We start from the raw sequence: 25,857 nt of genomic DNA on the forward strand, positions 1-25,857 counted from the left end.
ACGATGGCCACCCGACACCCGCTGCCCTACGCGTTCGCCAAGGCGAACACGCTGCTGCTGGAGGACGACGGCCAGCTCGTGCTGTGGGCCGGCGAGACCACGCCGCCGGCGGCGCTGGCCGAGGTGACGCGGCTGTTCGACGTCGCCGCCTTCGAGCACGAGCCGAGCGCGACGCTCGGGCAGCGCATCGCCGCGGCCTACGCCGGCGGCGAGAGCAGCGCCGCGGCCGTCATCGGCGAGGTCGAGAGCGGCGTGGATCTCTCGCGCATGATGCAGGAGCTGCCGGCGGTCGAGGACCTGCTCGAGGCCGCCGACGACGCGCCGATCATCCGCATGCTCAACGCGCTGCTGACGCAGGCCGCCAAGGACGGCGCCAGCGACATCCACATCGAGCCCTACGAGCGCAGCTCCAGCGTGCGTTTCCGCGTCGACGGCACGCTGCGTGAAGTCGTGCAGCCGAACAAGGCGCTGCACGCGGCGCTGATCAGCCGGCTGAAGATCATGGCCGAGCTCGACATCGCCGAGAAACGCCTGCCGCAGGACGGCCGCATCAGCTTGCGCATCGGCGGCCGGGCGATCGACGTGCGCGTGTCGACGCTGCCGTCGGCGCACGGCGAGCGCGCGGTGCTGCGCCTGCTGGACAAGGCCGAATCGAAGTTCACGCTCGAAGGCCTGGGCATGGACGGCGAGCTGCTGCGGCGCTTCGAGCGCCTGATCCAGCAGCCGCACGGCATCGTGCTCGTCACCGGCCCCACCGGCAGCGGCAAGACGACGACGCTGTACGCCTCGCTGGGGCGCGTGGACACCGCGACGACCAACGTGCTGACCGTGGAAGACCCGGTCGAGTACGAGCTGCCCGGCATCGGCCAGACGCAGGTCAATCCGAAGATCGACCTGACCTTCGCGAAGGCGCTGCGCGCCATCCTGCGCCAGGACCCGGACGTCATCATGATCGGCGAGATCCGCGACTACGAGACCGCGCAGATCGCGATCCAGGCCTCGCTGACCGGCCACCTGGTGCTGGCGACGATCCACACCAACGACGCGCCGTCGTCGGTCACGCGGCTGATCGACATGGGCGTCGAGCCCTATCTGCTGTCGTCCAGCCTGCTCGGCGCGCTGGCCCAGCGCCTGGTGCGCAAGCTCTGCCCGGCCTGCAAGCGCCAGGACGGCGAGGGCCGCTGGCACCCGGTCGGCTGCCCGGCCTGCAGCCACACCGGCTACAAGGGCCGCACCGGCGTCTACGAGCTGATGGTCGTCGACGAGAAGGTGCAGACGCTAATCCACGAACGCGGCTCGGAGCAGGACCTGGCCGCCGCCGCGCGCGCCAACGGCCTCAGCTCGATGCGCGAGGACGGCGAGCGCCTGATCGCCGCCGGCCTGACCTCGGCCGAGGAAGTCATCCGCGTCACGAGGGACTGATGCCGGCCTACCGCTTCGAGGCGCTGGACGCCGCCGGCAAGGCCCAGAGCGGCCTGCTCGACGCCGACAACGCCCGCGCCGCCCGCGCCCAGATCCGCGCGCGCAACCTGGTGCCGCTGTCGGTGGCGCCGGTCGGCGCGCCGGCGGCCGAGGGCACGACCGCGGCGCGGTTCTCGCGTCGCGTGTTCAACGCCACCGGGCTGGCCGTGTGGACGCGACAGCTGGCCGGGCTGGTCGGCTCGGGGCTGCCGCTGGAGCGGGCGCTGACCGCGCTGGCCGACGAAGCCGAGGACCAGCGCCAGCGTGAACTGCTGGTGCACCTGAGGAGCGAGGTCAACGCCGGCAGCCCGTTCGCACGCGCGCTGGCCACGGCGCCGCGCGAGTTCGACGAGGTCTACCGCGCGGTCGTCGCCGCCGGCGAGCAGAGCGGCGCGCTCGGCGCGGTGCTCGAACGCCTGGCGCAGGACCTGGAGGACCGCCAGGCGCTGCGCGCCAAGCTGCTCGGCGCGATGCTCTACCCGGCCATCGTCTCGCTGATCGCGCTGGTCATCGTGACCTTCCTCGTCACCTACGTCGTGCCGCAGGTGGCCACCGTCTTCAGCAACACCAAGCAGTCGCTGCCGCTGCTGACGGTGGCGATGATGGCCATCAGCGACTTCGTCCGCCATTGGGGCTGGGCGGTGGCGCTGGGCGCCGTCGCGGCCGTCTCGGCCTTCGTCTTCGCGCGCCGCAACGACGGTTTCCGCGAACGCAGCGACGCCGCCTTCCTGCGCCTGCCGCTGGTCGGCCGGCTGGCGCGCGGCTACAACGCGGCGCGTTTCGCCGGCACGCTGGCGATGCTGGCCGGCGCCGGCGTGCCGATCCTGAAGGCGCTGCAGGCGGCGGCCGAGACGCTGGGCAACCGCGCGATGCGCGCCGACGCGCTCGACGCGCTGGTGCAGGTGCGCGAAGGTGCGCCGCTGGCCTCGGCGCTGGCGGCGAAGAAACGTTTCCCGGGGCTTCTGGCGATGTTCGCCCGCCTCGGCGAGCAGACCGGCCAGCTGCCGGTGATGCTGCAGCGCGCCGCGACCCAGCTCGGCGCCGAGGTCCAGCGCCGCGCGATGGCCGTGGCCACCGTGCTCGAGCCACTGCTGATCGTCGCGATGGGCGGCGTCGTGATGATGATCGTGCTGGCGGTGATGCTGCCGATCATCCAGCTCAACAGCTGGGTGCGATAGCGAAAAGCCTGGGGTCAGGTCTCGAGACCTGACCCCATTCGCGCTGACCCCACTCGCGGAGGTCCTCGGCGAAGGCCTCGCTGCGGTAGCAGGCCTCCAGCGCCGGCGTGTCGGGGCGGGCGCGGTCTTCGGTCGGCATCCAGCCTTGGGCGGCGGCGGTGGCAGCGTGCATCGTCGTCTCCGCGGCCCGGGGCAGGCCGCGAGAGCATCCTGGCCGGCACCGGTTTCAGCATCTTGACCGGACGATGTCGGTGCGGTGACGACGGCAACAGGCGCGGGTCTTGCTTCAGCGCGCACAACAAGCGGGGTTTTGCCGCACGGTTCCGGGCTTGCCGGGCGGCCGCCGATGCTTGAATGATGTGACGCCTGTTCTCCCGCTCCAGGAGGTGTGCATGTCGGAATCGCACGATCTCGTCCCGGTCGCCGCCGGCCACGGCCGGATCCCGATCGCGCAGCTGCGCAGCGTCTACCGGCCCGACGAGGTCGAGAAGCGCCTGACCCAGCTGCCCCCGCGGGAGCACGAGACGCTGCGCAGCACCTACGAACGCATGATCGAGAAAGGCGGCGAGCGCTTCCAGGTCAGGCCCTCGGGCGTGCCGGCGATGGAGCATCTGTACGAGGAGCTGCCCAACTTCGGCGAGGTGCTCGACGACGTGCGCCGCCAGCTCGCGCTGTGCCAGGACAGCCGCGACGCGCTGGAGATCACGCCGATGCTGCTGCTCGGCCCGCCCGGGATCGGCAAGACGCACTTCGCGCGCGAGGTCGCGCAGCTGCTGGGCACCGGGCTGGGTTTCGTGTCGATGAGCTCGCTGACCGCCGGCTGGGTGCTGTCGGGCGCGTCCAGCCAGTGGAAGGGCGCGCGGCCGGGCAAGGTCTTCGAGACCCTGGTCGAGGGCCAGTACGCCAACCCGGTGATGGTCGTCGACGAGATCGACAAGGCGCGCGGCGAACACGCCTACGACCCGCTGGGTGCGCTGTACAGCCTGCTGGAACACGACACGGCCTGCCATTTCACCGACGAGTTCGCCGAGGTCGCGATCGACGCCAGCCAGGTCATCTGGGTGGCCACCGCCAACGACGAGCGCGCCATCCCCGACCCGATCCTCAACCGGATGAACGTCTTCGAGGTCCAGCCGCCCGACCTCGACGCCGCGCGCTCGATCGCGCTGCGCCTGTACCGCAGCCTGCGCGAACGCCACGACTGGGGCCGGCGCTTCGACGAGCAGCCCGGCGAGGCGGTGCTCGAACGCATGGCGCAGATGGCGCCGCGCGAGATGCGGCGCGCCTGGATGACCGGCTTCGGCAACGCCCGGCTGGCCGGGCGCGACACGATCGAGCTCGCCGACCTGCCCGGCGCGGCGGCGCGCCGCGGGGCCATCGGCTTCCTGCAGTGAACGCCCGGCCGGCGCCGCCGCTTCAGGCGTAGGCGCCCGGCGGCACGGCGCGGCGCACCGTGCCCTTGCCGGCCTGCTTGCCGGCGTACATCGCCGCGTCGGCGCGGCGCAGCAGCAGCACCGGGTCGCGCCCGTCCTGCGGCGCGAGTGCGAAGCCGACGGTCAGGCCGACGACGCAGCGCCGGCCGTCGCCCTCGAAGGGCGCGGCGAAGGCCTGCACCAGCCGCTCGCCGAACGCCCAGGCCGCATCGGCGTCACCCAGGCCGGCGGCCAGCACGACGAACTCGTCGCCGCCGAAGCGCGCGACGACGTCGCCCTGGCGCAGCACGCCGCGCAGCCGCTGCGCGGCCTGCGCCAGCAGCAGGTCGCCGACCTCGTGGCCGTGTTCGTCGTTGACGGCCTTGAAGCCGTCGAGGTCGACGAGGAACAGCGCCAGCGGCCGCTGCTCGTCGACACGCGCCAGCGCCGTGTCCAGCGCCTGCTCCAGGCCGCGCCGGTTGGGCAGGCCGGTGAGCGCGTCGCTGTGCGCCAGGGCCTGCAGGCGCTGGCGCTCGCGGTCGGCGAGCTCGGCGCGTTCGCGCTGCTCGACGTCGCGCAGGTCGAGCACACGCAGCCAGGCCAACGCCTGCAGCAGCGCGCCGACCTGGTAGGCGTGCCGGGTCCAGCCGTCCAGGTCCAGCCAGCCGTGCAGCAGCAGCGCCAGCACCGTGGCACCGACGGCGCTGGCCCCCCAGCCGAGGATCACGTACGGCGCCGCGTGGTCGCCGGCATGCCAGCGCCGCCAGGCCATCGGCAGCGCGATCAGCATCGGCAGCGGGCCCACCAGGCTGGCGACGAACTGCGCCTGGCGATAGTCCAGCGCGCCGGCCAGCAGCAGCAGCGCGGCCAGCGCCGCCACCACGCCGGCCAGGCGCGTGGTGCGCGCCAGCGGCGGCGACAGCACGCGGGCCTCGAACAGCCCGTCGACCAGCCACAGCGCGCCGGCCAGGCCGACCAGCGCCGACAGCAGCGGCGCCAGGTCGGCGAACCGCGCGCTGGCCGACCACAGGTGCTGCGCGCCCAGCCCGGCAAACGAGAACAGGAACAGCCCCGAACCGACGGTCGACAGCGCGTAGTGCACGTAGACCGGCTCGCGCCGCCCCACCGCGCGCACCAGCGCGAAGGCCACCAGGCAGACGCTGATGCCGGCGGCCAGCCCCTGCAGCATCTGCAGCCGCGCCTCCTCGGCGTAGAAGACGCCGGGCTTGAGCAGGCGCACCGGCAGCAGCATCGTGCTGGTGGTGCGCACGCGCAGCAGCAGCTCGTGCTCGAGCCCGCGTTCGAGCATCAGCAGCATCGCGTGCGGGCGCGTCGGCAGCGGCCGCTGCACGAACGGCAGCGAGTCGCCCAGCGTGACCTGGCGCACCACCAGGCCGTCGGAGACGACGTAGACGTCGACGCGGTCCAGCGGCGGGTAGTCCAGGTCCAGCAGCCAGCGGCCGTCGTCGGTCTCGGGCACCGCCAGCTTCAGCCGCAGCCAGACGGCGCCGTCGCGCAGGCCGAGGTTGGCGCTCCGCCCCTGCATCGGCACGAACTCGCCGCGCCGGCGCAGCGCGTCCTCGACGCCGAGCTGCGCCGACGGGTCCGCCAGCATCGTCATGCTCGACCAGGCGTCGATGGCGCCGCGTTCGGGCCCGAGCACGATCCAGCGGCCGTCGGCGGCCACCGCCACGCCGCCGCCCAGGCCCACGAGCAGCAGCAGCGCCGCGACCATCGTGCGCCACCACGCCGCGACCGGCGGCACACGCCGCGCGGGCGGGGTCATGGCGGCAGGCGGGGTGGGTCGGGCCGGCATCTCCGCAGGGCTATCGGGCGTCCGGGCGACGGTTTGAGACCCGTGGCGTGCAGGACCCCACGCGCCGCCGGGACAATGTCGCGCATGACACCCTCTTGCCGCCGCTCGACCGTGCTCGCCAGCCTGCTGCTCGCGCTGCTGCCGCCGCTGCACGCCGCCGACGGTGGCGAACGCCCGCGTGTCGGCCTGGTGCTCAGCGGCGGCGGCGCGCGCGGCGCGGCGCACGTCGGCGTGCTCGAGGTGCTGGACCGGCTGCACGTGCCGGTGGACTGCGTCGCCGGCACCAGCATGGGTGCGCTGGTGGCCGGCGCCTGGGTGGCCGGCGTGCCGCCGCAGACCATGCGCGAGGAGCTCGGCCGCGCCGACTGGAACGACATGTTCCAGGACAACCCCGAGTACGCCGAGCTGAACTTCCGCAACAAGCAGATCGAGCGCCGCTTCCTGTCGGGCACCGAGAGCGGCGTCGGCGCGGCCGGGCTGATCGGCGCCCAGGGCGTGGTCACCGGCCAGAAGATCAAGCTGTTCTTCAACCGCCTGGTGCGCGCCGAGGCCGGCGAGCGCGACCTGGGCCGCCTGCCGCTGCCGCTGTCGATGATCGCCACCGACATCGGCACGGGCGAACGTGTCGTGCTGCGCTCGGGCAGCCTGACGCAGGCGATGCGCGCGTCGATGGCGGTGCCCGGGCTGCTGCTGCCGCTGGAACTGGACGGCCGCCGCCTCGTCGACGGCGGCATCGTCGACAACCTGCCGGTCGGCGAGGTGCGCGAGCGCTGCGGCGCCGAGGTCGTCATCGCCGTCAACGTCGGCTCGCCGCTGCTCAAGGCCGAGGAGGTGACCGGCATGCTGTCGCTGACGGCGCAGATGGTCGCCATCCTGACCGAGCAGAACGTCGCCCAGTCGCTGGCGACGCTGAAGGACGGCGACGTCTACATCAAGCCCGACCTCTCCGGCCTGAGCGCGGCCGACTTCGAGCGCAGCGCCGAGGCCGCCGACCGCGGCCGCGCCGCCGCCGAGGCGCTGGCGCCGGCGCTGCAGCGCCTGGCGGTGCCGGCCGAGCAGTACGCCGCCTGGCGCCGCCGGCTGGAGGACCACCGCCCCGACGTCGACCGCGTCGACGCCATCGAGATCGCCGGGCTGCAGCGGGTGGATGCGGAGGTGCTGCGCCGCCACCTGTCGCAGCGCGAAGGCCAGCCGCTGGACGCCGAGGCGCTGAACCGCGACCTGGTGCGCGCCTACGGCGACGGCTACTACCAGGGTGTCGACTACACGCTGCTGACGCAGCGCGGCCGCCGCGTGCTGCGCATCACGCCGATCGAGAAGCCCTGGGGGCCGGACTACCTGCGCCTGGGCCTGAACTTCGACTCCAACGTCAGCCAGGGCTCGACCTACTCGCTGCGCGCCGGCTACCAGAAGACCTGGCTGAACACGCTCGGCGCCGAGGCGCTGCTCGAGGCGGAGATCGGCAACGTCAGCGCCGCCGCGCTGACGCTGTACCAGCCGCTGGAGCCGACGCAGTTCTGGTTCGCCCAGCTCGACGCCGGCTACCGCCGCGAACGCGCCGACATCTTCGAGGACGACCGCCGCATCGCCGAATACCAGGTCTCGCGCGACATCGTCGAACTCCAGCTCGGCGCCAATCTCGGCCTCTTCGGCCAGGCCCGCCTCGGCTGGCGCGACGGCGAGCTGCGCCCGCGCGTGGACACCGGCGACGCCTCGCTGCCCAGCTTCAGCCAGCCGCTGGACGGCTGGACCGCGGCACTGGACCTGGACCAGCTCGACCGGCTGCACTTCCCGAGCGCCGGCTGGGCGGCACGCGTGGCCTGGTTCTCGTCGCGCCAGCGCCATTACCGGCGCCTGGACGCCGAGGCCCGCGCCGCCTGGGGTTACGGCGACTGGGTGCTGGGCTCGCGCATCGCCTGGACCGGCTCGACCGGTGGCGAGCTGCCGGTCTGGGACGCGGCCACGCTGGGCGGCTTCCTGAACCTGTCGGCCTACGCCTCGGGCCAGCTGCGCGGCGACGACATGCGCTACGGCCAGCTGCGCGCCGAACGCATCGTCGGCCGGCTGCCGCTGGGGCTGCGTGGCGACATGCGCTTCGGCCTCGCCTGGGAGCGTGCTCGTTTCGGCCGGCTCTACACCGAGACCGGGCGCCGCGGCTGGCTGGACTCGGCCAGCGCCTACCTCGGCGGCGAGACGCCGATCGGCGCGGTCTACGTCGGCATCGGCCGCGGCCGCGACGGCGCGTCCAACGCCTACCTGTTCATCGGCACGCCCTAAGGCGCGGCCGGCGGCGCACCGTCGGCCGGCGCGCCGCCCTCGCCGATCCAGCTCTCCAGCAGCGTGAAGCCGACGGCCAGCACGACCGGGCCGACGAAGATGCCGACCAGCCCGAAGGCCAGCAGCCCGCCGATGACGCCGGCGAAGATCAGCAGCAGCGGCAGGTCGGCGCCCAGGCGGATCAGCACCGGGCGCAGGAAGTTGTCCAGCGTGCCGACGATCGCCGACCAGACGAGCAGGAACACGCCCCAGCCGACGTCGCCGCCGTAGAGCACCCAGCCGGCGGCCGGCAGCAGCACCGGCAAGGCGCCGATCTGGGCGATGCAGAGCATGAACATCAGCGCCGTCAGCAGCCCGGCCAGCGGCACGCCGGCCAGCGCCAGGCCGACACCGCCGAGCACCGCCTGCACCACCGCCGTGACGCCGACACCGAGCGCGACGCCGCGGATCGCGTCGGCGGCCAGCGTCACCGCGCCGACGCCGCGCTCGCCGGCCAGCCGGCCGGCGAAGGCCCGCACCTGGGCGCCGAAGACCTCGCCTTGCGCGTACATCACCGCGGCGATGACGACCGTCAGCACGAACTGCAGCGCGACGCTGCCGAAGTCGCCGATCTCGCCGACGAACCAGCGCGTGAAGCCGCCGGCGTAGGGCTGGATGCGCACGACCAGGCCTTCGAGCCCGGCGGCCACCGCCTGCTCCCAGGCAACGGCAAGCTTGGGGCCGACCATCGGCAGCGCCAGCAGCCAGGCCGGCGCCTCGCGCGACGGCCGCCAGGTGGCGAGGTCGCGTGCGGTCTGGGCGATGCGGTCGGCGTTCTCGACCAGCGTCGCGATCGACAGCGCCAGCGGCACCGCGAACAGCAGCACCAGCAGCAGCGTCATCACCGTCACCGCCGCGGCGCGGCTGCCGCCGAGCGCGGCCTGCACCCGCAGCATCAGCGGCCAGGTGGCGACGACGACCATCGTCGCCCAGATCGTCGGCCCGACGAAGGGCTTGAGGATCCACAGCGAGCAGCCGACCAGCGCGGCCAGGAACAGCACCGCGAAGCTGGTGCGGGTGACGTCGGCAGTCTTCAACGTGCCTTCTCCGTGTAGCGCTCGACGGCGGCGCCGTCGATGCGGTAGCTGCTGGCGCCCATGTAGGTGTCGCCGCGCACGGTGGCCAGCGTGCCGCTGACCCAGACCGTGTCCATCGACTTGAAGGCCACCGGGCGCGCCGCGAACACGTGCACGATCTGGTTGGCCGGCGGCGGCGGGCTGTGGATGCAGGCGCCGAAGTACGGCACCAGCAGGAACTCCTTCAGGCCCTGCTTCGACTCCTCCAGCGGCACGACGAAGCCCGGCAGGCGCACCACCTGGCCGACGATCGCCGGGTTGGCCGGCGCCGCGTCCCAGATCTCGCGCATGCGCTGCAGCAGCTTGTTGGCGCGCGGGTCGCCATCGGCGAGACCGGCGAGGTCCAGGTCCTTGAACTCCTTCATCGGGTCCCAGTCCCTGGGCACCAGCTGGTCCCAGCCGATCGTGCGCGGCGCACCGGGCGCGGCCTTGGCCGGCGCGGGGGCAGCCAAGGCCGGCTGCGGCGGCGCCACGCCGGCCGCCGGCTGGGCAACGGCCGGGCCGATCAGGGCCGCAACCGCCGCGGCGGCGAGGAGTCTGTGCATATCGTGTCCTTCGACATCAGCGCGGGCTCAGCCCGTCGGCCAGCGACAGCCGGTAGGCGCGCCAGCCCGGCACCAGCCCGGCGAGCATACCGGCGGCGAGCACCGCGCCCAGCCAGGCCCATTGCGTCGGCGTCGGCGCGCCGTGCGACAGCGCCACGCCCAGGTGCTGCTGCACCCAGGGCCCGGCCAGCACGACGGCGGCCACGGCCAGCAGCACACCGAGCGCGGCGCCGGCCAGCGTCACCAGCGCGGCTTCGGCGGCCAGCAGCGCCAGCACGTGGCGCGGCCCGGCGCCGACGGCGCGCAGCACCGCCAGCTCGCGCCGGCGCTCGGCCAGCCCGGCCAGCACCACCGCCACCAGCCCGGCCAGGCTGACGACGGCGACCAGCGCCGACACCGCGAGCAGCGAGCGTTCGCCGACGCCGACGACCTCCCAGAGCTCGTCGAGCGCGACCCCGGGCAGCACCGCCAGCAGCGGTTCGGCCTCGTAGTCGGCCACCCAGCGCTGCACGCGGAACACCGCGACACGGCTCTTCAGCCCGACGAAGGCCGCGGTCGCGCGCTTGGACGCGAGGTCGAACTTGCGCGCCTGGTCGGCGGCGATGTGCACACCCGGCATCGGCGCACCGCCGGCCCAGTCGAGGTGGATGGCTTCGATGGCGGGCAGGCCGACATGCACGCTGCGGTCCACCGGGGTGCCGGTCGGCGCCAGGATGCCGACGACGGTGAAGGGTTTGTCGGCGTGTTCGGCGCCGAGTTCGCCGCCAGCGCCATGCGCCAGCACGATGCGCTGGCCGACGCGGTAGCCCAGGCGGGCGGCAACCTCGGCGCCGAGCACCGCCTCGTACAGCCCGTCCAGCGTGCCGCTGAAGGCGCGGCCCTGGTCCAGCGCCAGCGCCTGGCCCTCGCCGTAGCGGAAGTGCTCGAAGTAGCCGGTGCCGGTGCCGACGACCGGGAAACCGCGGTGCGAGTCGCCGAGCGCGATCGGCACGACCCAGGCCACTGCCGGATGGCGCGCGATCGCGTCGACGCTGGCCATCGAGATGTCGTTGGTCGCGCCGCCGAGGCGGAACACGGCGTACAGCATCAGCTGCACCGGCCCGGTACGCGCGCCGACGACGAGGTCGGTGCCGCTGACGGCCTGCGAGAAGCTGGCGCGCACGTCCTCGCGCAGCCGCTCCAGCGTCAGCAGCAGCGCCGTCGACAGCGCGATCGACAGCGCCACGAGCAGCAGCGTGCCGCGCCGCGCCCAGGCGCTGCGTGCGGCCAGGCCGACGAGCGGCGTCATCGTGCGGCCCCGTTCAGTTCGGCCAGCGCGACGCGGCGGTCGAAGCGCCCGGCAAGGCGTTCGTCGTGGCTGACGAAGACCAGCGTCGCGCCGGCCTCGTGCACCGCGGCCAGCAGCAGGTCGAGGAAAGCGTCGCGCAGCGGCGTGTCCAGCGCCGAGGTCGGCTCGTCGCAGATGACGAGCTCGGGCCGGCCGATCAGCGCACGCGCCGCGGCCACACGCTGCTGCTGGCCGACCGAGAGCTCGGCCGCCGGCCGCGCCCAGGCCTCGTGCGGCAGGCCGACCCGTTCGAGCAGCGCCTCGGCGTCGCCGGCAGCGGTGCGCGCGCGGCGCCGCACCGAGAAGCGGCACGGCAGGCGCACGTTGTCCAGCACGCTGAGATACGGCAGCAGGTTGAACTGCTGGAAGACGTAGCCGACGTGGTCGGCGCGGAAGGCGTCGCGGCGGCCGGCGGCCAGCGCCGCCCAGTCCTGGCCCAGCACCTCGACACGGCCGTCGCCGGGCAGCAGCACGCCGGCCAGCAGGCCGAGCAAGGTGCTCTTGCCGCCGCCGCTGGGGCCGTGCAGGAAGACCGCCTCGCCGGCTTCGACGTCCCAGGCCTCGATGGCCAGCGTCGGCGCGGCGGCCCGCGGCCAGCGGTAGCGCAGGCCGCGGATCGAGATCGCCGGGTTCACCGCACCAGCGGCAGGCGCGTCATCGGCCGGCTCAGCATCGCCTTCCACTGGCCCTTGGGCGTGGCGACCTGCACGTGCACGATGCGCAGCCGCGGGAAGCTCTCCAGCAGCCCGGTGTCGACGAAGGCCACCCGTTCGGCAGCCGCGCACTCCAGCGTGTAGCTGGCGTCGGCGTCGGCGTGGCCGTCGTCGCCGTGCGCGTGGTCGTGGTCGGCGCCGTGGGCGTGACCGGGCGCCAGCGGGCCGCCGTCGATCTCGGCCTGGGCCGGGCCGCAGCCGGCGGCCGGGTCGGGGCGCCACAGCTTCGCGGCGTCGGCGAGCCTGGCCAGCGCGGTGCGCGCGGCGGCGCGTTCGGCGTCGTTGCGCGGCGCACGCTCGAAACCGACCAGCGTGTCCAGCGGCATCTCCAGCATCAGCGTGATGCGGCCGGGCTCGACGGCGACGTCGAGCCGGGCGACGCCGTGTTCGTGCGGCGGCGCCGCCATCGCGGCCGAGGCGGCCAGGGTCGACACGAGGATCGCGCCACGTCGCAGCAGGTGCTTCATCTCGGGAACGGCAGGCGCCGAAGTCAGGCAGACGCTGCCGATTGTGCCGGCGCGGCGTGACGGCCTGCCCATATCATCACCCGCGATGGACGAAACCGCCGCCCTCGCGCCGGCCGCAGCCGACGCCCGCCTCGTCGTCGCGATCTCCTCGCGCGCGCTGTTCGACTTCGAGGAGGAGAACCGCGTCTTCGAGGCCGGCGGCGACGACCGCGACTACATGCGGCTGCAGCTGGAACGCCTGGACGTGCCGGCGCGCCCCGGCGTCGCGTTCTCGCTGGTGCACAAGCTGCTCGCCTTCAACGCCGGCGCGCCGCGCGTCGACGTCGTCGTGCTGTCGCGCAACGACCCGGTGTCGGGGATGCGCGTCTTCCGCTCGGCGCAGCACTACGGCCTGCCGATCGAACGCGGCATGTTCTCGCGCGGGCGCCCGCCGTGGCGCTACCTCGGGCCGCTGAAGGCCAACCTGTTCCTGTCGACCAACGAGGACGACGTGCGCGCGGCGCTGGACGCCGGCGTCGCCGCGGCGCGTGTGGCCACGCACAGCCGCCACGCCGCCGAGACCCACCCCGACGAGCTGCGCATCGCCTTCGACGGCGACGCCGTGCTGTTCTCCGACGAGGCCGAACGTGTCTACCAGCAGGAAGGCGGCCTGGCCGCGTTCCATGCCCACGAGGTGGCGCGCAGCACGACGCCGCTGCCGCCGGGGCCGTTCAAGCCGCTGCTCGAGGCGCTGCACCGGCTGCAGCGCGCCGCGGCCAGCGGCATGCGCGTGCGCACCGCGCTCGTCACCGCACGCAGCGCACCGGCGCACGAGCGTGCGATCCGCACGCTGATGGCCTGGCAGCTGGAGGTCGACGAGGCGATGTTCCTCGGCGGCCTGCCCAAGGGCGAGTTCCTGCGCCAGTTCGAACCCGACTTCTTCTTCGACGATCAGACCCGGCACGTCGAACACGCGGCCGGCCACGTGCCCGCGGGCCACGTCGCCGCCGGCATCACGAACGCGGCGCGCTGACGCCGCCCTGCCCCTTCTTCCCCACCGAGATGCGAATCGAGATCCAGCCCGGCGTGCGCCTGTTCGTCGACGTCGAAGGCCCGGGCTTCGTGCCCGACGGCCCCACGCTGCGCGAGAAGCCGACGCTGCTGCTGCTGCACGGCGGCCCCGGCTTCGACCATGCGAGCTTCAAGCCGCTGTTCTCGCGCCTGGCGGACCTGGTGCAGATCGTCTACGTCGACCACCGCGGCCACGGCCGCAGCGACCCGCGCCCGGCCGAGGAATGGACGCTGGACACCTTCGCCGACGACGTCGTGCGGCTGTGCGACGCGCTCGGCGTCGAACGCCCGATCGTGCTCGGCCAGTCCTTCGGCGGCTTCGTCGCCCAGCGCTACATCGCGCGCCACCCGGGCCATGCGGCCAAGGTCATCCTGTCGAGCACCGCGCCGCGGTTCGAGCTGGCGCGCAAGCTGGCGATGTTCGAGCGCCTGGGCGGCGCCGCGGCGCGCGACGCCGCCGAAGCCTTCTGGACGCGGCCCGACGCCGCCACCTGGGCGGCCTACGAACAGCACTGCCGCCACCTCTACAACACCACGAGCCCGGCCGACCCGGACGCCGGCCAACGCGGCCTTTTCCGGCCCGAGATCCTGTTCGGCTGGAACGAGGCCGAACACGCGGCGATGGACCTGCGCGCCGGCCTCGCCGCCGCGCGCTGCCCGGTGCTGGTGCTGGCCGGCGCTGAAGACCCGGTGTGCCCGGTCGCCGACGCCGAGGACATCGCCTCCGCGCTGCCGCCGGCGCTGGTCGAGTACACGGTCATCGAAGGCGCCGGCCACGGCACCTGGCGCGACCGGCCCGACGAGGCGCTGGCGCGGCTGCGCGCGTTCATCGCGGGCTGAAACGAAAACGGCCCGTCGTCGACGGGCCGTTCGCAAGACAAGCCGGGCACGCGGCCCGGCGGTTCTCAGTTGCCTTCCTTGAAGTCACCGCCCCAGGCGATGCTCCAGCGCGAGGGGTCCAGGTACTTGCGCAGCGCGGCGTTCACCTGCTCCAGCGTCAGCGCCGAGATCCTGTCGTCGACCTGCTGCGAGAACGCAAACGTGCGGCCCAGGTAGAGGTTGGACGCCAGCTGGCCGGCGACCACCGGGTCCTGCGCACGCTGCAGGCGCAGCGTGTTCAGCAGGCCCTTGCGGCCGGCCTCGAACTCGGCCTGGTTGAAGCCTTCGCGGCGCGCCTTGTCGAGCTCGGCCATCACCGCGGCCTCGACCTTGGCGCGGTTCTGCGGCGCGAAGATCGCGCTCACCGACCAGGTCGAGTTCTGCTCGATGCGGCTCCAGTCGATCGTGGAACGCACGTCGTAGCTCAGGCCCTCGGTCTCGCGCACACGTGTCCACAGCCGCGACGAGGTGCTGCCGCCGAACAGGTAGTTGGCCATCAGCAGCGCCGGGTAGTCGGCGTCGCGGTCGGACACCGGCAGCGCCAGCGCGGTGCGCAGGTTGGCGTTCTGCTTGTCCGGCGTCTGCAGCTTGAAGGCCGCCGGCGCGACCTCGACCCGCGGCTGCGGCAGGCGCTCGTAGGCCTGCGCGCCGTCGGCCGGTGCCCGCCAGTCGGCGAAGGCGACGACCAGCGCACGCTGCACGGCCTCGGCGTCGAAGTCGCCGACGGCGCTGAACTCGCCCGCCGCCGCGCTGTAGAAGCGGCGGTGGAAAGCCGCCAGCTGCGCGGCATCGACCTTGGCGACGTCGTCGGCCATCTCCTCGAAGCTCGGTGCGTAGCGCAGGTCACCGCGCGGGTACGGGTTGCCGTGGCGCGCCAGCGCGTTGGCGATCAGCGCCGCGGGCTCCTGCTTCTGGTTCTCGATCGCCGTCGCCCACTGGCGCTTGACCTCGTCGAGCGCGTCGGCCGGGAAGGCCGGCTCGCGCAGCAGCCGGCCGACCAGCGCGACGGCCGCCGGCAGGTGCTCGCGCACGGTGACGATCGCGACGTCCAGGTCCTGGCCGTTGGCGTTGAAGCCGACCTGGGCGCGCAGCGCGTCGAAGCGGTCGGCGATCTGCTGGCGCGTCATCCCGGCGCCGCCCTTGTCGAGCATCTCGGCGACGACGCTGGCGACGGTCTCCTGGCCTTCGAGCGCCTTGCCGGTGCCGAAGTGCAGCCGCAGCCGCGCCTGCACCGCGCCGCCGCGCGTGCTCTTGGGCAGCAGCGCGACCTTCAGCCCGCTCTGCAGCGCCGAGACCTGGGTGCGCCGGTCGAGGTTGGCCGGCGTGGCCTCGAAGCTCTCGGCCTGCGCGAGCTGGGCGCGGCCGCGGTAGTCCTTGACCAGCGCCGCGACGTCGACCCGCGCCGGCGTCGGCGCGCGCTGCGGGTTCTCGGTCGGCAGATAGGTGCCGACGGTGCGGTTGTCGCGCAGCAGCACCTGGCGCGCGACGCGATTCAGGTCCTCGACCGTCAGCTTCTCGACCTGGTCGCGCTCGACGAAGAACAGCCGCCAGTCGCCGCGCGAGATCGCCTCGGACAGCTCGATGCCGACGGCCTGCGGATCGCTGAAGCCCTTCTCCCAGCCGTTGAGCCACTTCACGCGGGCGCGCTCGAGCTCCTCGGCCGTGATCGGCTCGGCGGCCACGCCGTCCAGCGTCGCCAGCATCGCCGCCCGCGCGGCCTCGACGTCCTGGCCCGGGGCCAGCTCGATGCCGGTGAACAGCACGCCGGGTTCGGCCAGACCGAAGGCGACGCCGAAGCTCGACGCCGCCAGCTTGCCCTCGACGAGGCGCTTGTGCAGCCGGCCGGCCGGCGCGTCGCCGAGGATGCCGGCCAGCAGCGACGCGGCGGCGAAGTCGGCGCTGGCGCCCGGGGCGACGTGAAAGCCGGTGAAGACCATCGGCGCGCCGCCGGTGCGGCGCAGCGTCACGGTGCGTTCGCCGTCCTGCGCCGGGTCCAGCGTGTAGGTCGGCTCGAGCACACGCTTGGGCCGCGGGATCTTGCCGAAGCTCTGCGTGATCCAGCCCAGCGTCTTCGCGACGTCGAAGCGGCCGGTGACGATCAGCGTCGCGTTGTCGGGCTGGTAGTAGCGGCGGTAGAAGGCCTGCAGGCGCGGGATGTCGACGTTCTCGACGTCGGCGCGGGCGCCGATCGTGTCCTTGCCGTAGGCGTGCCAGTCGTACATGACGGCCATCGTCTTCTGGAAGAGCGCGCCGCTGGGGCTGTTCTCGCCCATCTCCATCTCGTTGCGCACGACGGTCATCTCGCTGTCCAGGTCGCGGCGCGCGATCAGGCTGTTGACCATCGCGTCGGCCTGCCAGGACAGGTACCAGCGCAGGTTGTCGTCGCTGGCGGCGAAGCTGGCGAAGTAGTTGGTGCGGTCGAACCAGGTCGTGCCGTTGGCGCGCAGGCCGCGGCGGCTGAACTCGGCCATCACGTTGCGCGTCGTCGGCGTGCCCTTGAACAGCAGGTGTTCCAGCAGGTGCGCCATGCCGGTCTCGCCGTAGCTCTCGTGGCGCGAGCCGACGCGGTAGGTGACGTTGACCGTCGTCGTCGGCTTGGACTCGTCGGGCACCAGCAGGATCTGCAGGCCGTTGGGCAGCCGGTACTCGGCGATGCCCTCGACGGTGGTGACGGCGACGACGCCGGCGGGAAGCGCGGCCTTGGGCGGCGGCGCGGCGTGCACGAAGGATGCCGACAGCACGAGGGCTGCGGCGCTCAACCAGGCTCTGATCATCTTCTGCAGGGACAGGCTAGGACGAAGCCGGCGAGTGTAGGCCCGCGGCGCGACGCCACCACGGCCAGCGGGGGTTGGCGCTCAGCCGCCGGCGCGAAAGCCGCGCAGCCCGTCGAGCGCCAGCACGCGCACGCCGCCGTACTCGACGCGGATCAGCCCGCGCGACTGCAGCGCGTGCAGCGCCTCGTTCACCCGCTGGCGCGACAGGCCGACGAGATAGCCCAGCTCCTGCTGCGTGATGTGCAGCACCTCGCCGACGCCGGGGTACAGCGTCGGGTGGAACAGCGAGGCCAGGCTGCGTGCGACCCGTTCGTCGGGGTCGGTCAGGCGGTCGATCTCGCGTGCGCCGATGAACTGTCCCAGGCGTTCGTTCAACTGCAGCATCACGAAACGGTTGAAGCCGATGCTGCGGTCCAGCAGCCAGTGGAAGGTGTCGGCGCCGATGCCGGCGACGTGGCTGCGCCGCAGCGCCTCGATGTTGTAGCGGTAGGGCTCGCGCTTGAGCACCGTGCCTTCGCCGAACCAGCCGCCGGGCGGCACGCCGGTGAAGGTGATCGGCATGCCCAGCGCCGAGTCGTTGCTCATCTTCAGCAGCCCGTCGATGAGCCCGAACCAGTAGCTCACCGGCCGGCCGATGCGGCAGACGTGCTCGCCGGCCTCGACCTGCACGACACGCAGGTCGGCGAGCACACGCTCGCGCTCGACGGCGTCGAGACGGCCCAGCCAGGGGATGCCGGCGAGTTCTTCGGCGGTGGCGGCACGCGAGCGTGACGCGAGCGCGGCGGAACCCGGCGAGGGCGTGGTCGACGTCATGGCGCGGCTGCGGGAAAGACCCGGTGGGACGTTCCCGAAGATTGTCGTCAGAACGACAACTCGACGTCAAAGCCGTTCGTACGATCGTCTCGAACGGAGCCGGCCACCCTCGGCCCCGGCCCGCCGCCCTCTGGAGCCGCCATGCCGACGACTTTCCCGCGTCTGTTGCAGGAGCATGCGAAGCGCCGCCCGCAGGCCCCTGCGCTGCGCGAGAAGGTCTACGGCATCTGGCAGACGCTGTCGTGGAGCGAGCTGCTGACGCTGGTGCGTGCGCTGGCCGGCGGCTTCGCGGCGGCCGGCATCGCGCGCGACGAGCACGTCGTCGTCGTCGGCGAGAACCGGCCCCGGCTGTATGCGTCGATGCTGGCGCTGCAGTCCATCGGCGCGGTGCCGGTGCCGCTGTACCAGGACGCGGCCTCGCCGGAGTACGCCTTTCCGATCACCAACGCCGACGTGCGCTGCGCCGTCGTCGAGGACCAGGAGCAGGTCGACAAGCTGCTCGAGCTGCGCGAGACCTGCCCGCGGCTGGAGCGCCTCTGGTACGACGACCCGCGCGGCCTGCGCAAGTACGCCGAGCCGGGCCTGGAGTCGCTGGATGCGCTGATCGAGGCCGGCCGCGCGCACGACGCCGCGCACCCCGGCGCCTTCGACGCCGCGGTCGAGGCCGGCACGCCGGAAGACGTCGCGGCGATGTTCTTCACCTCGGGCACGACCGGCAACCCGAAGGGCGTGGTGCACACCCACCGCTCGCTGCTCGACCGCGCCTCGGCCGGCCGCGACTTCGACCGCCTGACCGAACACGAGGAAGTGCTGGCCTACCTGCCGCCGGCCTGGATCGGCCAGAACATCTTCAGCTACGCCCAGTGGCTGGCCTGCGGCTACGTCGTCAACTGCCCGGAGTCGCAGGCCACGGTGACGATCGACCTGAAGGAGATCGGCCCGACCTACTACTTCGCGCCGCCGCGTGTCTTCGAGGCTTTGCTGACCAGCGTCACGATCCGCATGGAGGACGCCTCGGCACTCAAGCGCTGGATGTACCGGCGCGCGATGGCGGTGGCGCGGCGTGTCGGCCCGCAACTGATGGACGGCAAGGCGATCGGCCTGGGCGACCGCATCGCCTACGCACTGGGCCAGCTCTTCGTCTACGGCCCGCTGCGCAACACGCTGGGCTTGTCGCGCGTGCGCGTGGCCTACACCGCCGGCGAGGCGATCGGGCCGGACCTCTTCACCTTCTACCGCTCGATCGGCATCAACCTGAAGCAGCTCTACGGCTCGACCGAGACCGCGGTCTTCGTCTGCCTGCAGCCCGACCACGAGGTGCGTGCCGACACGGTGGGCGTGCCGATCGCCGGCGTCGAGATCCGTGTCGCCGACAACGGCGAGATCCTCGTGAAGAGCCCGGGGCTGCTGAAGGAGTACTACAAGAACCCGGCGGCCACCGCCGAGGTGCTGACCGCCGACGGCTGGTACCACACCGGCGACGCCGGCTTCCTCGACGCCCACGGGCACCTGAAGATCATCGACCGCGCCAAGGACGTCGGCCGGCTGGCTGGCGGCGCCAACGACGGCGCGATGTTCGCGCCCAAGTACGTCGAGAACAAGCTGAAGTTCTTCCCCTTCATCAAGGAGGCGGTGGCCTTCGGCGACGGCCGCGAGAAGGTCTGCGCCTTCGTCAACATCGACTTCGAGGCGGTGGGCAACTGGGCCGAGCGGCGCAACCTGCCCTATGCCGGCTACACCGACCTGGCGGCCAAGCCGCCGGTGCTGGAGCTGGTGCGCGAATGCGTCGAGCAGGTCAACGCCGACCTGGCGGGCGACGAGCGGCTGGCCGGCAGCCAGATCCACCGTTTCCTCGTGCTGCACAAGGAGCTCGACGCCGACGACGGCGAGCTGACGCGCACGCGCAAGGTGAGGCGCGGCTTCATCGCCGAGAAGTACGCGGTGCTGGTCGACGCGCTCTACGAGGGCCGCAGCGAGCAGTTCATCGAGACCGCGGTGAAGTTCGAGGACGGCCGCAGCGGCAGCGTCTCGGCGACGCTGGCGATCCTCGACAGCAAGGTCTTCCCCGCGCAGCGAAAGGCGGCGTGATGACCCACCCCCGTAGCGCCTTCGGCGCTCCCCCTCAAGGGGGCGACGCCAGCGGCCGGGCAAAGCCCGTTCCGCGGCGTCAGCTTGATCGACGGGCTGCCATCGAAAGGTGTTTCGCATGATTGCCACAGACGAATCCGCCGTGCTCGAACAACCCGCGAACAAGACGTCGTCAGAACCGGCAACTGCCACCGGCCGCCGCAGCGGCGAGGTGATCCTCGACGTGCGCAACATCTCGCTGCGTTTCGGCGGCGTCAAGGCGCTGACCGACATCAGCTTCGACGTGCGCGAGCACGAGGTGCGCTCGATCATCGGTCCCAACGGCGCCGGCAAGAGTTCGATGCTGAACTGCATCAACGGCGTCTACTCGCCGCAGGAGGGCTCGATCAGCTTTCGCGGCAAGACCTTCGCGCACATGAACAGCCGCCAGGTCGCCGAGATGGGCATCGCGCGCACCTTCCAGAACCTGGCGCTGTTCAAGGGCATGAGCGTGCTCGACAACATCATGTCGGGCCGCAACCTGAAGATGAAGACCAACCTCTTCCAGCAGGCCCTCCGCTGGGGCGCGGCCGAGCGCGAGGAGTGCGAGCACCGCGAGTTCGTCGAGAAGATCATCGACTTCCTCGAGATCCAGGCCTGGCGCAAGACGCCGGTCGGGCGCCTGCCCTACGGCCTGCAGAAGCGCGTCGACCTCGGCCGCGCGCTGGCGATGGAGCCGCAGGTGCTGCTGCTGGACGAGCCGATGGCCGGCATGAACGTCGAGGAGAAGCAGGACATGAGCCGCTTCATCCTCGACGTCAACGACGAGTACGGCACGACCATCGTGCTGATCGAGCACGACATGGGCGTCGTGATGGACATCAGCGACCGCGTCGTCGTGCTCGACTACGGCAAGAAGATCGGCGACGGCACGCCCGACGAGGTGCGCAGCAATCCCGACGTCATCGCGGCGTATCTGGGCACGTCTCACTGAGCTTCTTCCGAGTGATGACCCGCGACGCGCACCGCCGGCCTGCCCCCCTCTCCCGCCCGCGGGAGAGGGCTGGGGTGAGGGCTCGTGGCACGCGTCTCCCCTCACCCCCCGCCCTCTCCCGCTTCGCGGGAGAGGGAGCCTACGGCGGCGCACCCTGACATGGCCTTCTTCCTCGAAACCCTGATCGGCGGCCTGATGACCGGCATGCTGTACGCGCTGGTCGCGCTCGGCTTCGTGCTGATCTTCAAGGCCAGCGGCGTCTTCAACTTCGCCCAGGGCGCGATGGTGCTGTTCGCGGCGCTGGCGATGGCGCGCTTCTCGGCCTGGTTCCCGGCCTGGTTCGGCTTCGAGAGCCAGCTGCTGGCCAACCTGCTGGCCATCGTCGCGGCGATGGCGGTGATGATCGTCGTCGCCTGGGCCATCGAGCGCCTGGTGCTGGGCAAGCTGGTCAACCAGGAAGGCGTGACGCTGCTGATGGCCACGCTGGGCATCGCCTACTTCCTCGAAGGACTGGGCCAGACGATCTTCGGCAACGACATCTATCCGATCGACGTCGGCCTGCCCAAGGACCCGGTGTTCCTGCTGGAGAGCACCTTCGAGGGCGGCATCCTCGTCAACAAGGAAGACCTGTACGCGGCGCTGATCGCCGCCGCGCTGGTGGCCGCGCTGAGCCTGTTCTTCCAGAAGACGGCCACCGGGCGTGCGCTGCGCGCCGTGGCCGACGACCACCAGGCGGCGCAGTCGATCGGCATCCCGCTGAACCGCATCTGGGTCATCGTCTGGAGCGTCGCCGGCTTCGTCGCGCTGGTCGCCGGGATCATCTGGGGCAGCAAGCTGGGCGTGCAGTTCTCGCTGTCGCTGGTGGCGCTGAAGGCGCTGCCGGTGGTCATCCTCGGCGGCCTGACCTCGGTGCCGGGCGCCATCGTCGGCGGCCTCTTGATCGGTGTCGGCGAGAAGCTGTCCGAGGTCTACGTCGGGCCGATGCTCGGCGGCGGCATCGAGATCTGGTTCGCCTACGTGCTGGCGCTGGTCTTCCTCTTCGTGCGGCCGCAGGGGCTGTTCGGGGAAAAGATCATCGACCGCGTCTGAACGGAGCCGAACGATGCTCTACCGCGAAAACGGCCAGTTCAAGACTTCGTACCGCGCCGACCTGCAGGTCTTCCCGATCCGCCAGGACCGCGTCGCGATCGCGCTGCTGCTGGCGCTGGCGATCGTCGTCGTGCCGCTGGTGGCGCCGGAGTACCTGTTCCGCGCGATCCTGATCCCGTTCCTGATCCTGTCGCTGGCCGCGCTGGGCCTGAACATCCTCGTCGGCTACTGCGGCCAGATCTCGCTGGGCACAGGCGCCTTCATGGCGGTGGGCGCCTACGCGGCCTACAACTTCCAGGTGCGTATCGACGGCATGCCGGTCGTCGCCTCGATCCTGCTCGGCGGCCTGTGCTCGACCGCCGTCGGCGTGCTCTTCGGCCTGCCCTCGCTGCGCATCAAGGGGCTGTACCTGGCGGTGGCGACGCTGGCGGCGCAGTTCTTCGTCGACTGGGCGGCGCTGCGGCTGAAGTTCGTGACCAACGGCTCGACCTCGGGCTCGGTCAGCGTCGCCGAGCTGCAGTTCCTGGGCATCCCGATCGAGTCGCCGGTGCAGAAGTACATGTTCTGCCTGGCCTTCGTGCTCGTCTTCGCGACGCTGGCCAAGAACCTGGTGCGCGGCCACATCGGCCGCGAGTGGATGGCGATCCGCGACATGGACGTCGCCGCGGCGGTGATCGGCATCCGCCCGGTCTACGCCAAGCTGAGCGCCTTCGCGGTCAGCTCGTTCATCGTCGGCGTCGCCGGCGCGCTGTGGGGCTTCGTGCACCTGGGCTCCTGGGAGCCGGCGGCCTTCGGCGTCAACCGCTCGTTCGACCTGCTGTTCATGATCATCATCGGCGGCCTCGGTTCGATCATGGGCAGCTTCTTCGGCGCCGCGTTCATCGTCGTGCTGCCGATCGTGCTCGACAGCCTGCCGTACTGGTTCGGCATCCCCATCGACACGGCGCTCGCCGCGCACCTGACCTTCATGATCTTCGGCGCGCTGATCGTCTTCTTCCTGATCGTCGAGCCGCACGGGATCGCGCGGCTTTGGTCCACGGCCAAGGAAAAGCTGCGCCTCTGGCCATTCCCCCACTGAAGTCCCGCTTCCCGTTCCCCCGCACCAGAACACCACGGAGACAACGACCGATGAAGCTGAAGCTCGCCACTTACGCGCTGGCCGCGACCGCCCTGCTGTCCGCCACCGGAGCCTCGTTCGCCCAGGCCAAGGAGCAGTTCTTCCCGCTGCTGGTCTACCGCACCGGCCCGTACGCGCCGAACGGCACGCCGTGGGCCAACGGCAAGCAGGACTACCTGAAGATGATCAACGCACGCGACGGCGGCGTGAACGGCGTCAAGCTGAGCTTCGAGGAGTGCGAGACCGGCTACGCCACCGACAAGGGCGTCGAGTGCTACGAACGCCTGAAGGGCAAGGGCGCGACGCTGTTCGACCCGCAGGCCACCGGCATCACCTTCGCGCTGACCGACAAGGCGCCGGCCGACAAGGTGCCGCTGCTGACGCTGGGCTACGGCCTGTCGGCCTCGGCCGACGGCGGTGTCTTCAAGTGGAACTTCCCGCTGATGGGCAGCTACTGGACGGCCGCCGACATCCTGATCCAGCACCTGGCGAAGAAGGAAGGCGGGTTCGACAAGCTCAAGGGCAAGAAGATCGCGCTCGTCTACCACGACAGCCCCTTCGGCAAGGAGCCGATCCCGCTGCTCGACGAGCGCCAGCAGATGCACGGCTTCGATCTGGTGAAGATCCCGGTCACGGCACCGGGTGTCGAGCAGAAGTCGGCCTGGCTGCAGGTGCGCCAGCAGCGCCCCGACTACGTGCTGCTGTGGGGCTGGGGCGTGATGAACTCCACCGCGCTGAAGGAGGCCCAGGCCACCGGCTACCCGCGCGAGAAGATGTACGGCGTCTGGTGGGCCGGCGCCGAACCCGACGTCAAGGACGTCGGCATGGGCGCCAAGGGCTACAACGCGCTGGCGCTGAACACCTCGGGCACGACGCCGCAGGTCATCCAGGACATCCTCAAGCACGTGCATGCCAAGGGCCAGGGCACGGGGCCGAAGGACGAGGTCGGCTCGGTGCTGTACACGCGCGGCGTGATCATCCAGGCGCTGGGCGTCGAGGCCGTGCGCCGCGCGCAGGAGCGTTTCGGCAAGGGCAAGGTGATGACCGGCGAGCAGGTGCGCTGGGGCCTGGAGAACCTGGCGCTGGACGACAAGAAGCTCGCCCAGCTCGGCCTGACCGGCGTGATCCGCCCGATCAGCACCTCGTGCATGGACCACCAGGGCTCGACCTGGGCGCGTGTGCAGACCTGGGACGGCGCCAAGTGGGGCTTCAGCTCCGACTGGTACCAGGCCGACGAGCAGATCCTGAAGCCGATGATCAAGAGCGCGGCGGACCGGTATGCGGGCGAGAAGAAGCTGACGCGGCGCTCGCCTGCCGATTGTCAGAGTTGACCCCCCCGTAGCGGCTTCGCCGCTCCCCCCCAGGGGGGCCACGCCAGTGGACCGGCGGAGCCGGTCCACGGCGTGTGCTTGAAGGGCGGGGCGCGCTTCGCGCGGCCCCTGTAGCGCGCGGCAACAACTGTTGAAGGACGGCGATGAGCAATGTGCTGCTGAACGTCAACGGCATCGAGGTCATCTACAACCACGTGATCCTGGTGCTGAAGGGGGTGTCGCTGCGCGTGCCGGAAGGTGGCGTGGTGGCGCTGCTGGGGGGCAACGGGGCGGGCAAGACGACCACGCTGCGTGCGGTGAGCAACCTGCTGGCCGGGGAACGTGGCGAGGTGACCAAGGGGGCGATCGAGCTGCGTGGCGAGCGCATCGAGAAGCTGTCGACGGCGCAGATGGTCGAGCGTGGGGTCGTGCAGGTGATGGAAGGCCGGCACTGCTTCGCCCACCTGACGATCGAGGAGAACCTGATGACCGGCGCCTACACGCGCCGCGACGGGCGCGCCGCGGTCGCCGAGACGCTGGACAAGGTCTACACCTACTTTCCCCGCCTGAAGACGCGCCGCACCAGCCAGGCGGCCTACACCTCGGGCGGCGAGCAGCAGATGTGCGCCATCGGCCGCGCGCTGATGGCCAACCCGAAGATGGTGCTGCTCGACGAACCGTCGATGGGCCTGGCGCCGCAGATCGTCGAGGAGGTGTTCGAGATCGTGAAGGACCTGAACACGCGCGAAGGCGTGACCTTCCTGCTCGCCGAACAGAACACCAGCATCGCGCTGAAGTACGCCGACTACGGCTACATCCTCGAGAACGGCCGCGTCGTGATGGACGGCAGCGCCGAGGCGCTGCGCGAGAACGAGGACGTCAAGGAGTTCTACCTCGGCATGGGCGGCGGCGATCGCAAGAGCTTCCGCGATGCGAAGAGCTACAAGCGGCGCAAGCGGTGGTTGAGTTGAGCCCCCAAGCTCGCTATCGCTCGCTACCCCCCGAGGGGGCCGCTCGCCGGCGGACCGGCGGAGCCGGATCCGCGGCGAGGGCTTGATGGCGAGTGCCGTGCTGGCCTCGCAGGCCCGCTGACCGCGAGGATGAAGAATGGCGGTTCTTCGACCGCATCGAGATCCGCCATGAACGACGACGATTTCCTGGGGTTCGCCCCGCCGGCTTTCAACCCGGCCGAGGCGCTGCAGCGGCTGCGGCGCGACCTGCGCGAGCTGGGGCTGGCGGAGCGGGCCGGGGTGTTCGAGCGCCGCGGCTGCGCGATCGCGCGGGTGGATCTGGACGACACGGCGCTGAAGGCGCAGACGGTGAAGCGGCCGTCGCGCAGCAGCCCGGAATGGCAGTCGAAGACGCTGCGCTCGGGGGCCGACGTGCGCGACTTCGTTGCCGACCTGAAGAAGCGGCTCGCCGCCTGGAGCGACCGCGATGACTAGGAGCCCTC

Annotated in this window: 22 protein-coding genes; 13 read left to right on the top strand and 9 right to left on the bottom strand. The window is 71.8% G+C overall.

Annotated elements, in window-relative coordinates; translation table 11 throughout:
* Window positions 1–3 precede the first annotated feature (3 nt).
* Together gspE and gspF are read left to right on the top strand one after the other, a co-directional pair.
* Complete coding sequence (gspE, locus tag G5B56_RS08720; RefSeq protein ID WP_164962933.1) at window positions 4–1,422, top strand: type II secretion system ATPase GspE; 1,419 nt, start codon at window positions 4–6, stop codon at window positions 1,420–1,422.
* Complete coding sequence (gspF, locus tag G5B56_RS08725) at window positions 1,422–2,639, top strand: type II secretion system inner membrane protein GspF (protein ID WP_164962934.1); 1,218 nt, start codon at window positions 1,422–1,424, stop codon at window positions 2,637–2,639. The genes gspE and gspF overlap by 1 nt, the downstream gene beginning before the upstream one ends.
* Here gspF and G5B56_RS08730 read toward each other — a convergent pair.
* Entirely contained in the window at window positions 2,620–2,811 is a 192-nt protein-coding gene (locus G5B56_RS08730; RefSeq protein WP_164962896.1) for a hypothetical protein, read from the bottom strand. The genes gspF and G5B56_RS08730 overlap by 20 nt on opposite strands.
* 220 nt (window positions 2,812–3,031) lie before the next feature.
* Between G5B56_RS08730 and G5B56_RS08735 the strand changes: the two genes are divergently transcribed.
* A complete protein-coding gene (locus G5B56_RS08735) occupies window positions 3,032–4,033 on the top strand; it encodes an AAA family ATPase (protein ID WP_164962935.1) in 1,002 nt (333 codons plus the stop codon).
* Window positions 4,034–4,055: 22 nt separating this feature from the next.
* Here G5B56_RS08735 and G5B56_RS08740 read toward each other — a convergent pair whose 3' ends face one another.
* Entirely contained in the window at window positions 4,056–5,837 is a 1,782-nt protein-coding gene (locus G5B56_RS08740) for a diguanylate cyclase (protein ID WP_240920677.1), read from the bottom strand.
* A 114-nt stretch (window positions 5,838–5,951) separates the two neighbouring features.
* On the opposite strand from G5B56_RS08740, the gene G5B56_RS08745 reads away from it, so the two are divergent.
* Window positions 5,952–8,144 carry a patatin-like phospholipase family protein gene (locus G5B56_RS08745; protein ID WP_230248456.1) on the top strand — a complete coding sequence of 731 codons (2,193 nt, stop codon included), beginning with the start codon at window positions 5,952–5,954 and terminating at the stop codon, window positions 8,142–8,144.
* On the opposite strand, the gene ydiK is transcribed toward G5B56_RS08745, so the two are convergent.
* Genes ydiK through G5B56_RS08770 form a run of 5 tightly spaced genes read right to left on the bottom strand, consistent with a single transcriptional unit; the run spans window position 8,141 to window position 12,311 of the window.
* Entirely contained in the window at window positions 8,141–9,220 is a 1,080-nt protein-coding gene (gene ydiK / locus G5B56_RS08750) for an AI-2E family transporter YdiK (RefSeq protein WP_009858629.1), read from the bottom strand. The two genes, G5B56_RS08745 and ydiK, sit on opposite strands and share 4 nt — an antisense overlap.
* Window positions 9,217–9,804: a DUF3299 domain-containing protein gene (locus G5B56_RS08755; RefSeq protein WP_164962937.1), complete on the bottom strand. Its 588-nt coding sequence runs from the start codon at window positions 9,802–9,804 to the stop codon at window positions 9,217–9,219. Before G5B56_RS08755 ends, ydiK begins: the two co-directional genes overlap by 4 nt.
* A gap of 16 nt (window positions 9,805–9,820) precedes the next feature.
* Window positions 9,821–11,092, bottom strand: a complete 1,272-nt coding sequence (locus tag G5B56_RS08760) for an ABC transporter permease (protein WP_164962938.1) — start codon at window positions 11,090–11,092, stop codon at window positions 9,821–9,823.
* Window positions 11,089–11,766, bottom strand: coding sequence for an ABC transporter ATP-binding protein (locus tag G5B56_RS08765; protein ID WP_164962939.1), 678 nt, complete (start codon window positions 11,764–11,766; stop codon window positions 11,089–11,091). Before G5B56_RS08765 ends, G5B56_RS08760 begins: the two co-directional genes overlap by 4 nt.
* Complete coding sequence (locus G5B56_RS08770) at window positions 11,763–12,311, bottom strand: DUF2796 domain-containing protein (protein ID WP_164962940.1); 549 nt, start codon at window positions 12,309–12,311, stop codon at window positions 11,763–11,765. The genes G5B56_RS08765 and G5B56_RS08770 overlap by 4 nt, the downstream gene beginning before the upstream one ends.
* An 85-nt stretch (window positions 12,312–12,396) precedes the next feature.
* Between G5B56_RS08770 and G5B56_RS08775 the strand changes: the two genes are divergently transcribed.
* Window positions 12,397–13,323: a 5'-nucleotidase gene (locus G5B56_RS08775; protein ID WP_009858634.1), complete on the top strand. Its 927-nt coding sequence runs from the start codon at window positions 12,397–12,399 to the stop codon at window positions 13,321–13,323.
* A gap of 29 nt (window positions 13,324–13,352) precedes the next feature.
* On the top strand, window positions 13,353–14,201 hold the full coding sequence (locus G5B56_RS08780; RefSeq protein WP_164962941.1) for an alpha/beta fold hydrolase: 849 nt from the start codon (window positions 13,353–13,355) through the stop codon (window positions 14,199–14,201).
* Between the two features lie 65 nt (window positions 14,202–14,266).
* Here G5B56_RS08780 and G5B56_RS08785 read toward each other — a convergent pair whose 3' ends face one another.
* Both G5B56_RS08785 and G5B56_RS08790 read right to left on the bottom strand, forming a co-directional pair.
* Window positions 14,267–16,999, bottom strand: a complete 2,733-nt coding sequence (locus G5B56_RS08785) for a pitrilysin family protein (protein WP_206023498.1) — start codon at window positions 16,997–16,999, stop codon at window positions 14,267–14,269.
* Between the two features lie 96 nt (window positions 17,000–17,095).
* The gene (locus tag G5B56_RS08790) at window positions 17,096–17,827 is read right to left on the bottom strand and encodes a Crp/Fnr family transcriptional regulator (protein ID WP_164962943.1); all 732 of its coding nucleotides are present in this window, start codon (window positions 17,825–17,827) and stop codon (window positions 17,096–17,098) included.
* A 141-nt stretch (window positions 17,828–17,968) separates the two neighbouring features.
* Here G5B56_RS08790 and G5B56_RS08795 point away from each other — a divergent pair, with 141 nt between their 5' ends.
* The 7 genes from G5B56_RS08795 (at window position 17,969) to G5B56_RS08825 (ending at window position 25,849) form a co-directional block, all read left to right on the top strand.
* Window positions 17,969–19,915 (top strand): long-chain fatty acid--CoA ligase, encoded by a 1,947-nt coding sequence (locus G5B56_RS08795; protein ID WP_164962944.1) that lies wholly within the window; start codon window positions 17,969–17,971, stop codon window positions 19,913–19,915.
* A gap of 118 nt (window positions 19,916–20,033) precedes the next feature.
* Complete coding sequence (locus G5B56_RS08800) at window positions 20,034–20,888, top strand: ABC transporter ATP-binding protein (protein WP_404947956.1); 855 nt, start codon at window positions 20,034–20,036, stop codon at window positions 20,886–20,888.
* Between the two features lie 159 nt (window positions 20,889–21,047).
* A complete protein-coding gene (locus G5B56_RS08805) occupies window positions 21,048–21,977 on the top strand; it encodes a branched-chain amino acid ABC transporter permease (RefSeq protein ID WP_009858082.1) in 930 nt (309 codons plus the stop codon).
* A gap of 13 nt (window positions 21,978–21,990) precedes the next feature.
* Window positions 21,991–23,055, top strand: a complete 1,065-nt coding sequence (locus G5B56_RS08810; RefSeq protein WP_164962946.1) for a branched-chain amino acid ABC transporter permease — start codon at window positions 21,991–21,993, stop codon at window positions 23,053–23,055.
* 50 nt (window positions 23,056–23,105) lie between these two features.
* Window positions 23,106–24,425, top strand: coding sequence for an ABC transporter substrate-binding protein (locus tag G5B56_RS08815; RefSeq protein WP_164962947.1), 1,320 nt, complete (start codon window positions 23,106–23,108; stop codon window positions 24,423–24,425).
* Window positions 24,426–24,568: 143 nt separating this feature from the next.
* On the top strand, window positions 24,569–25,375 hold the full coding sequence (locus G5B56_RS08820) for an ABC transporter ATP-binding protein (protein WP_164962948.1): 807 nt from the start codon (window positions 24,569–24,571) through the stop codon (window positions 25,373–25,375).
* Between the two features lie 168 nt (window positions 25,376–25,543).
* Window positions 25,544–25,849 (top strand): hypothetical protein, encoded by a 306-nt coding sequence (locus G5B56_RS08825; RefSeq protein WP_009858086.1) that lies wholly within the window; start codon window positions 25,544–25,546, stop codon window positions 25,847–25,849.
* The last annotated feature ends 8 nt before the right edge of the window (window positions 25,850–25,857 follow it).

The organism is Rubrivivax sp. JA1026 (genome assembly GCF_011065555.1).
GTDB classification, from domain to species: domain Bacteria; phylum Pseudomonadota; class Gammaproteobacteria; order Burkholderiales; family Burkholderiaceae_C; genus Rubrivivax; species Rubrivivax benzoatilyticus.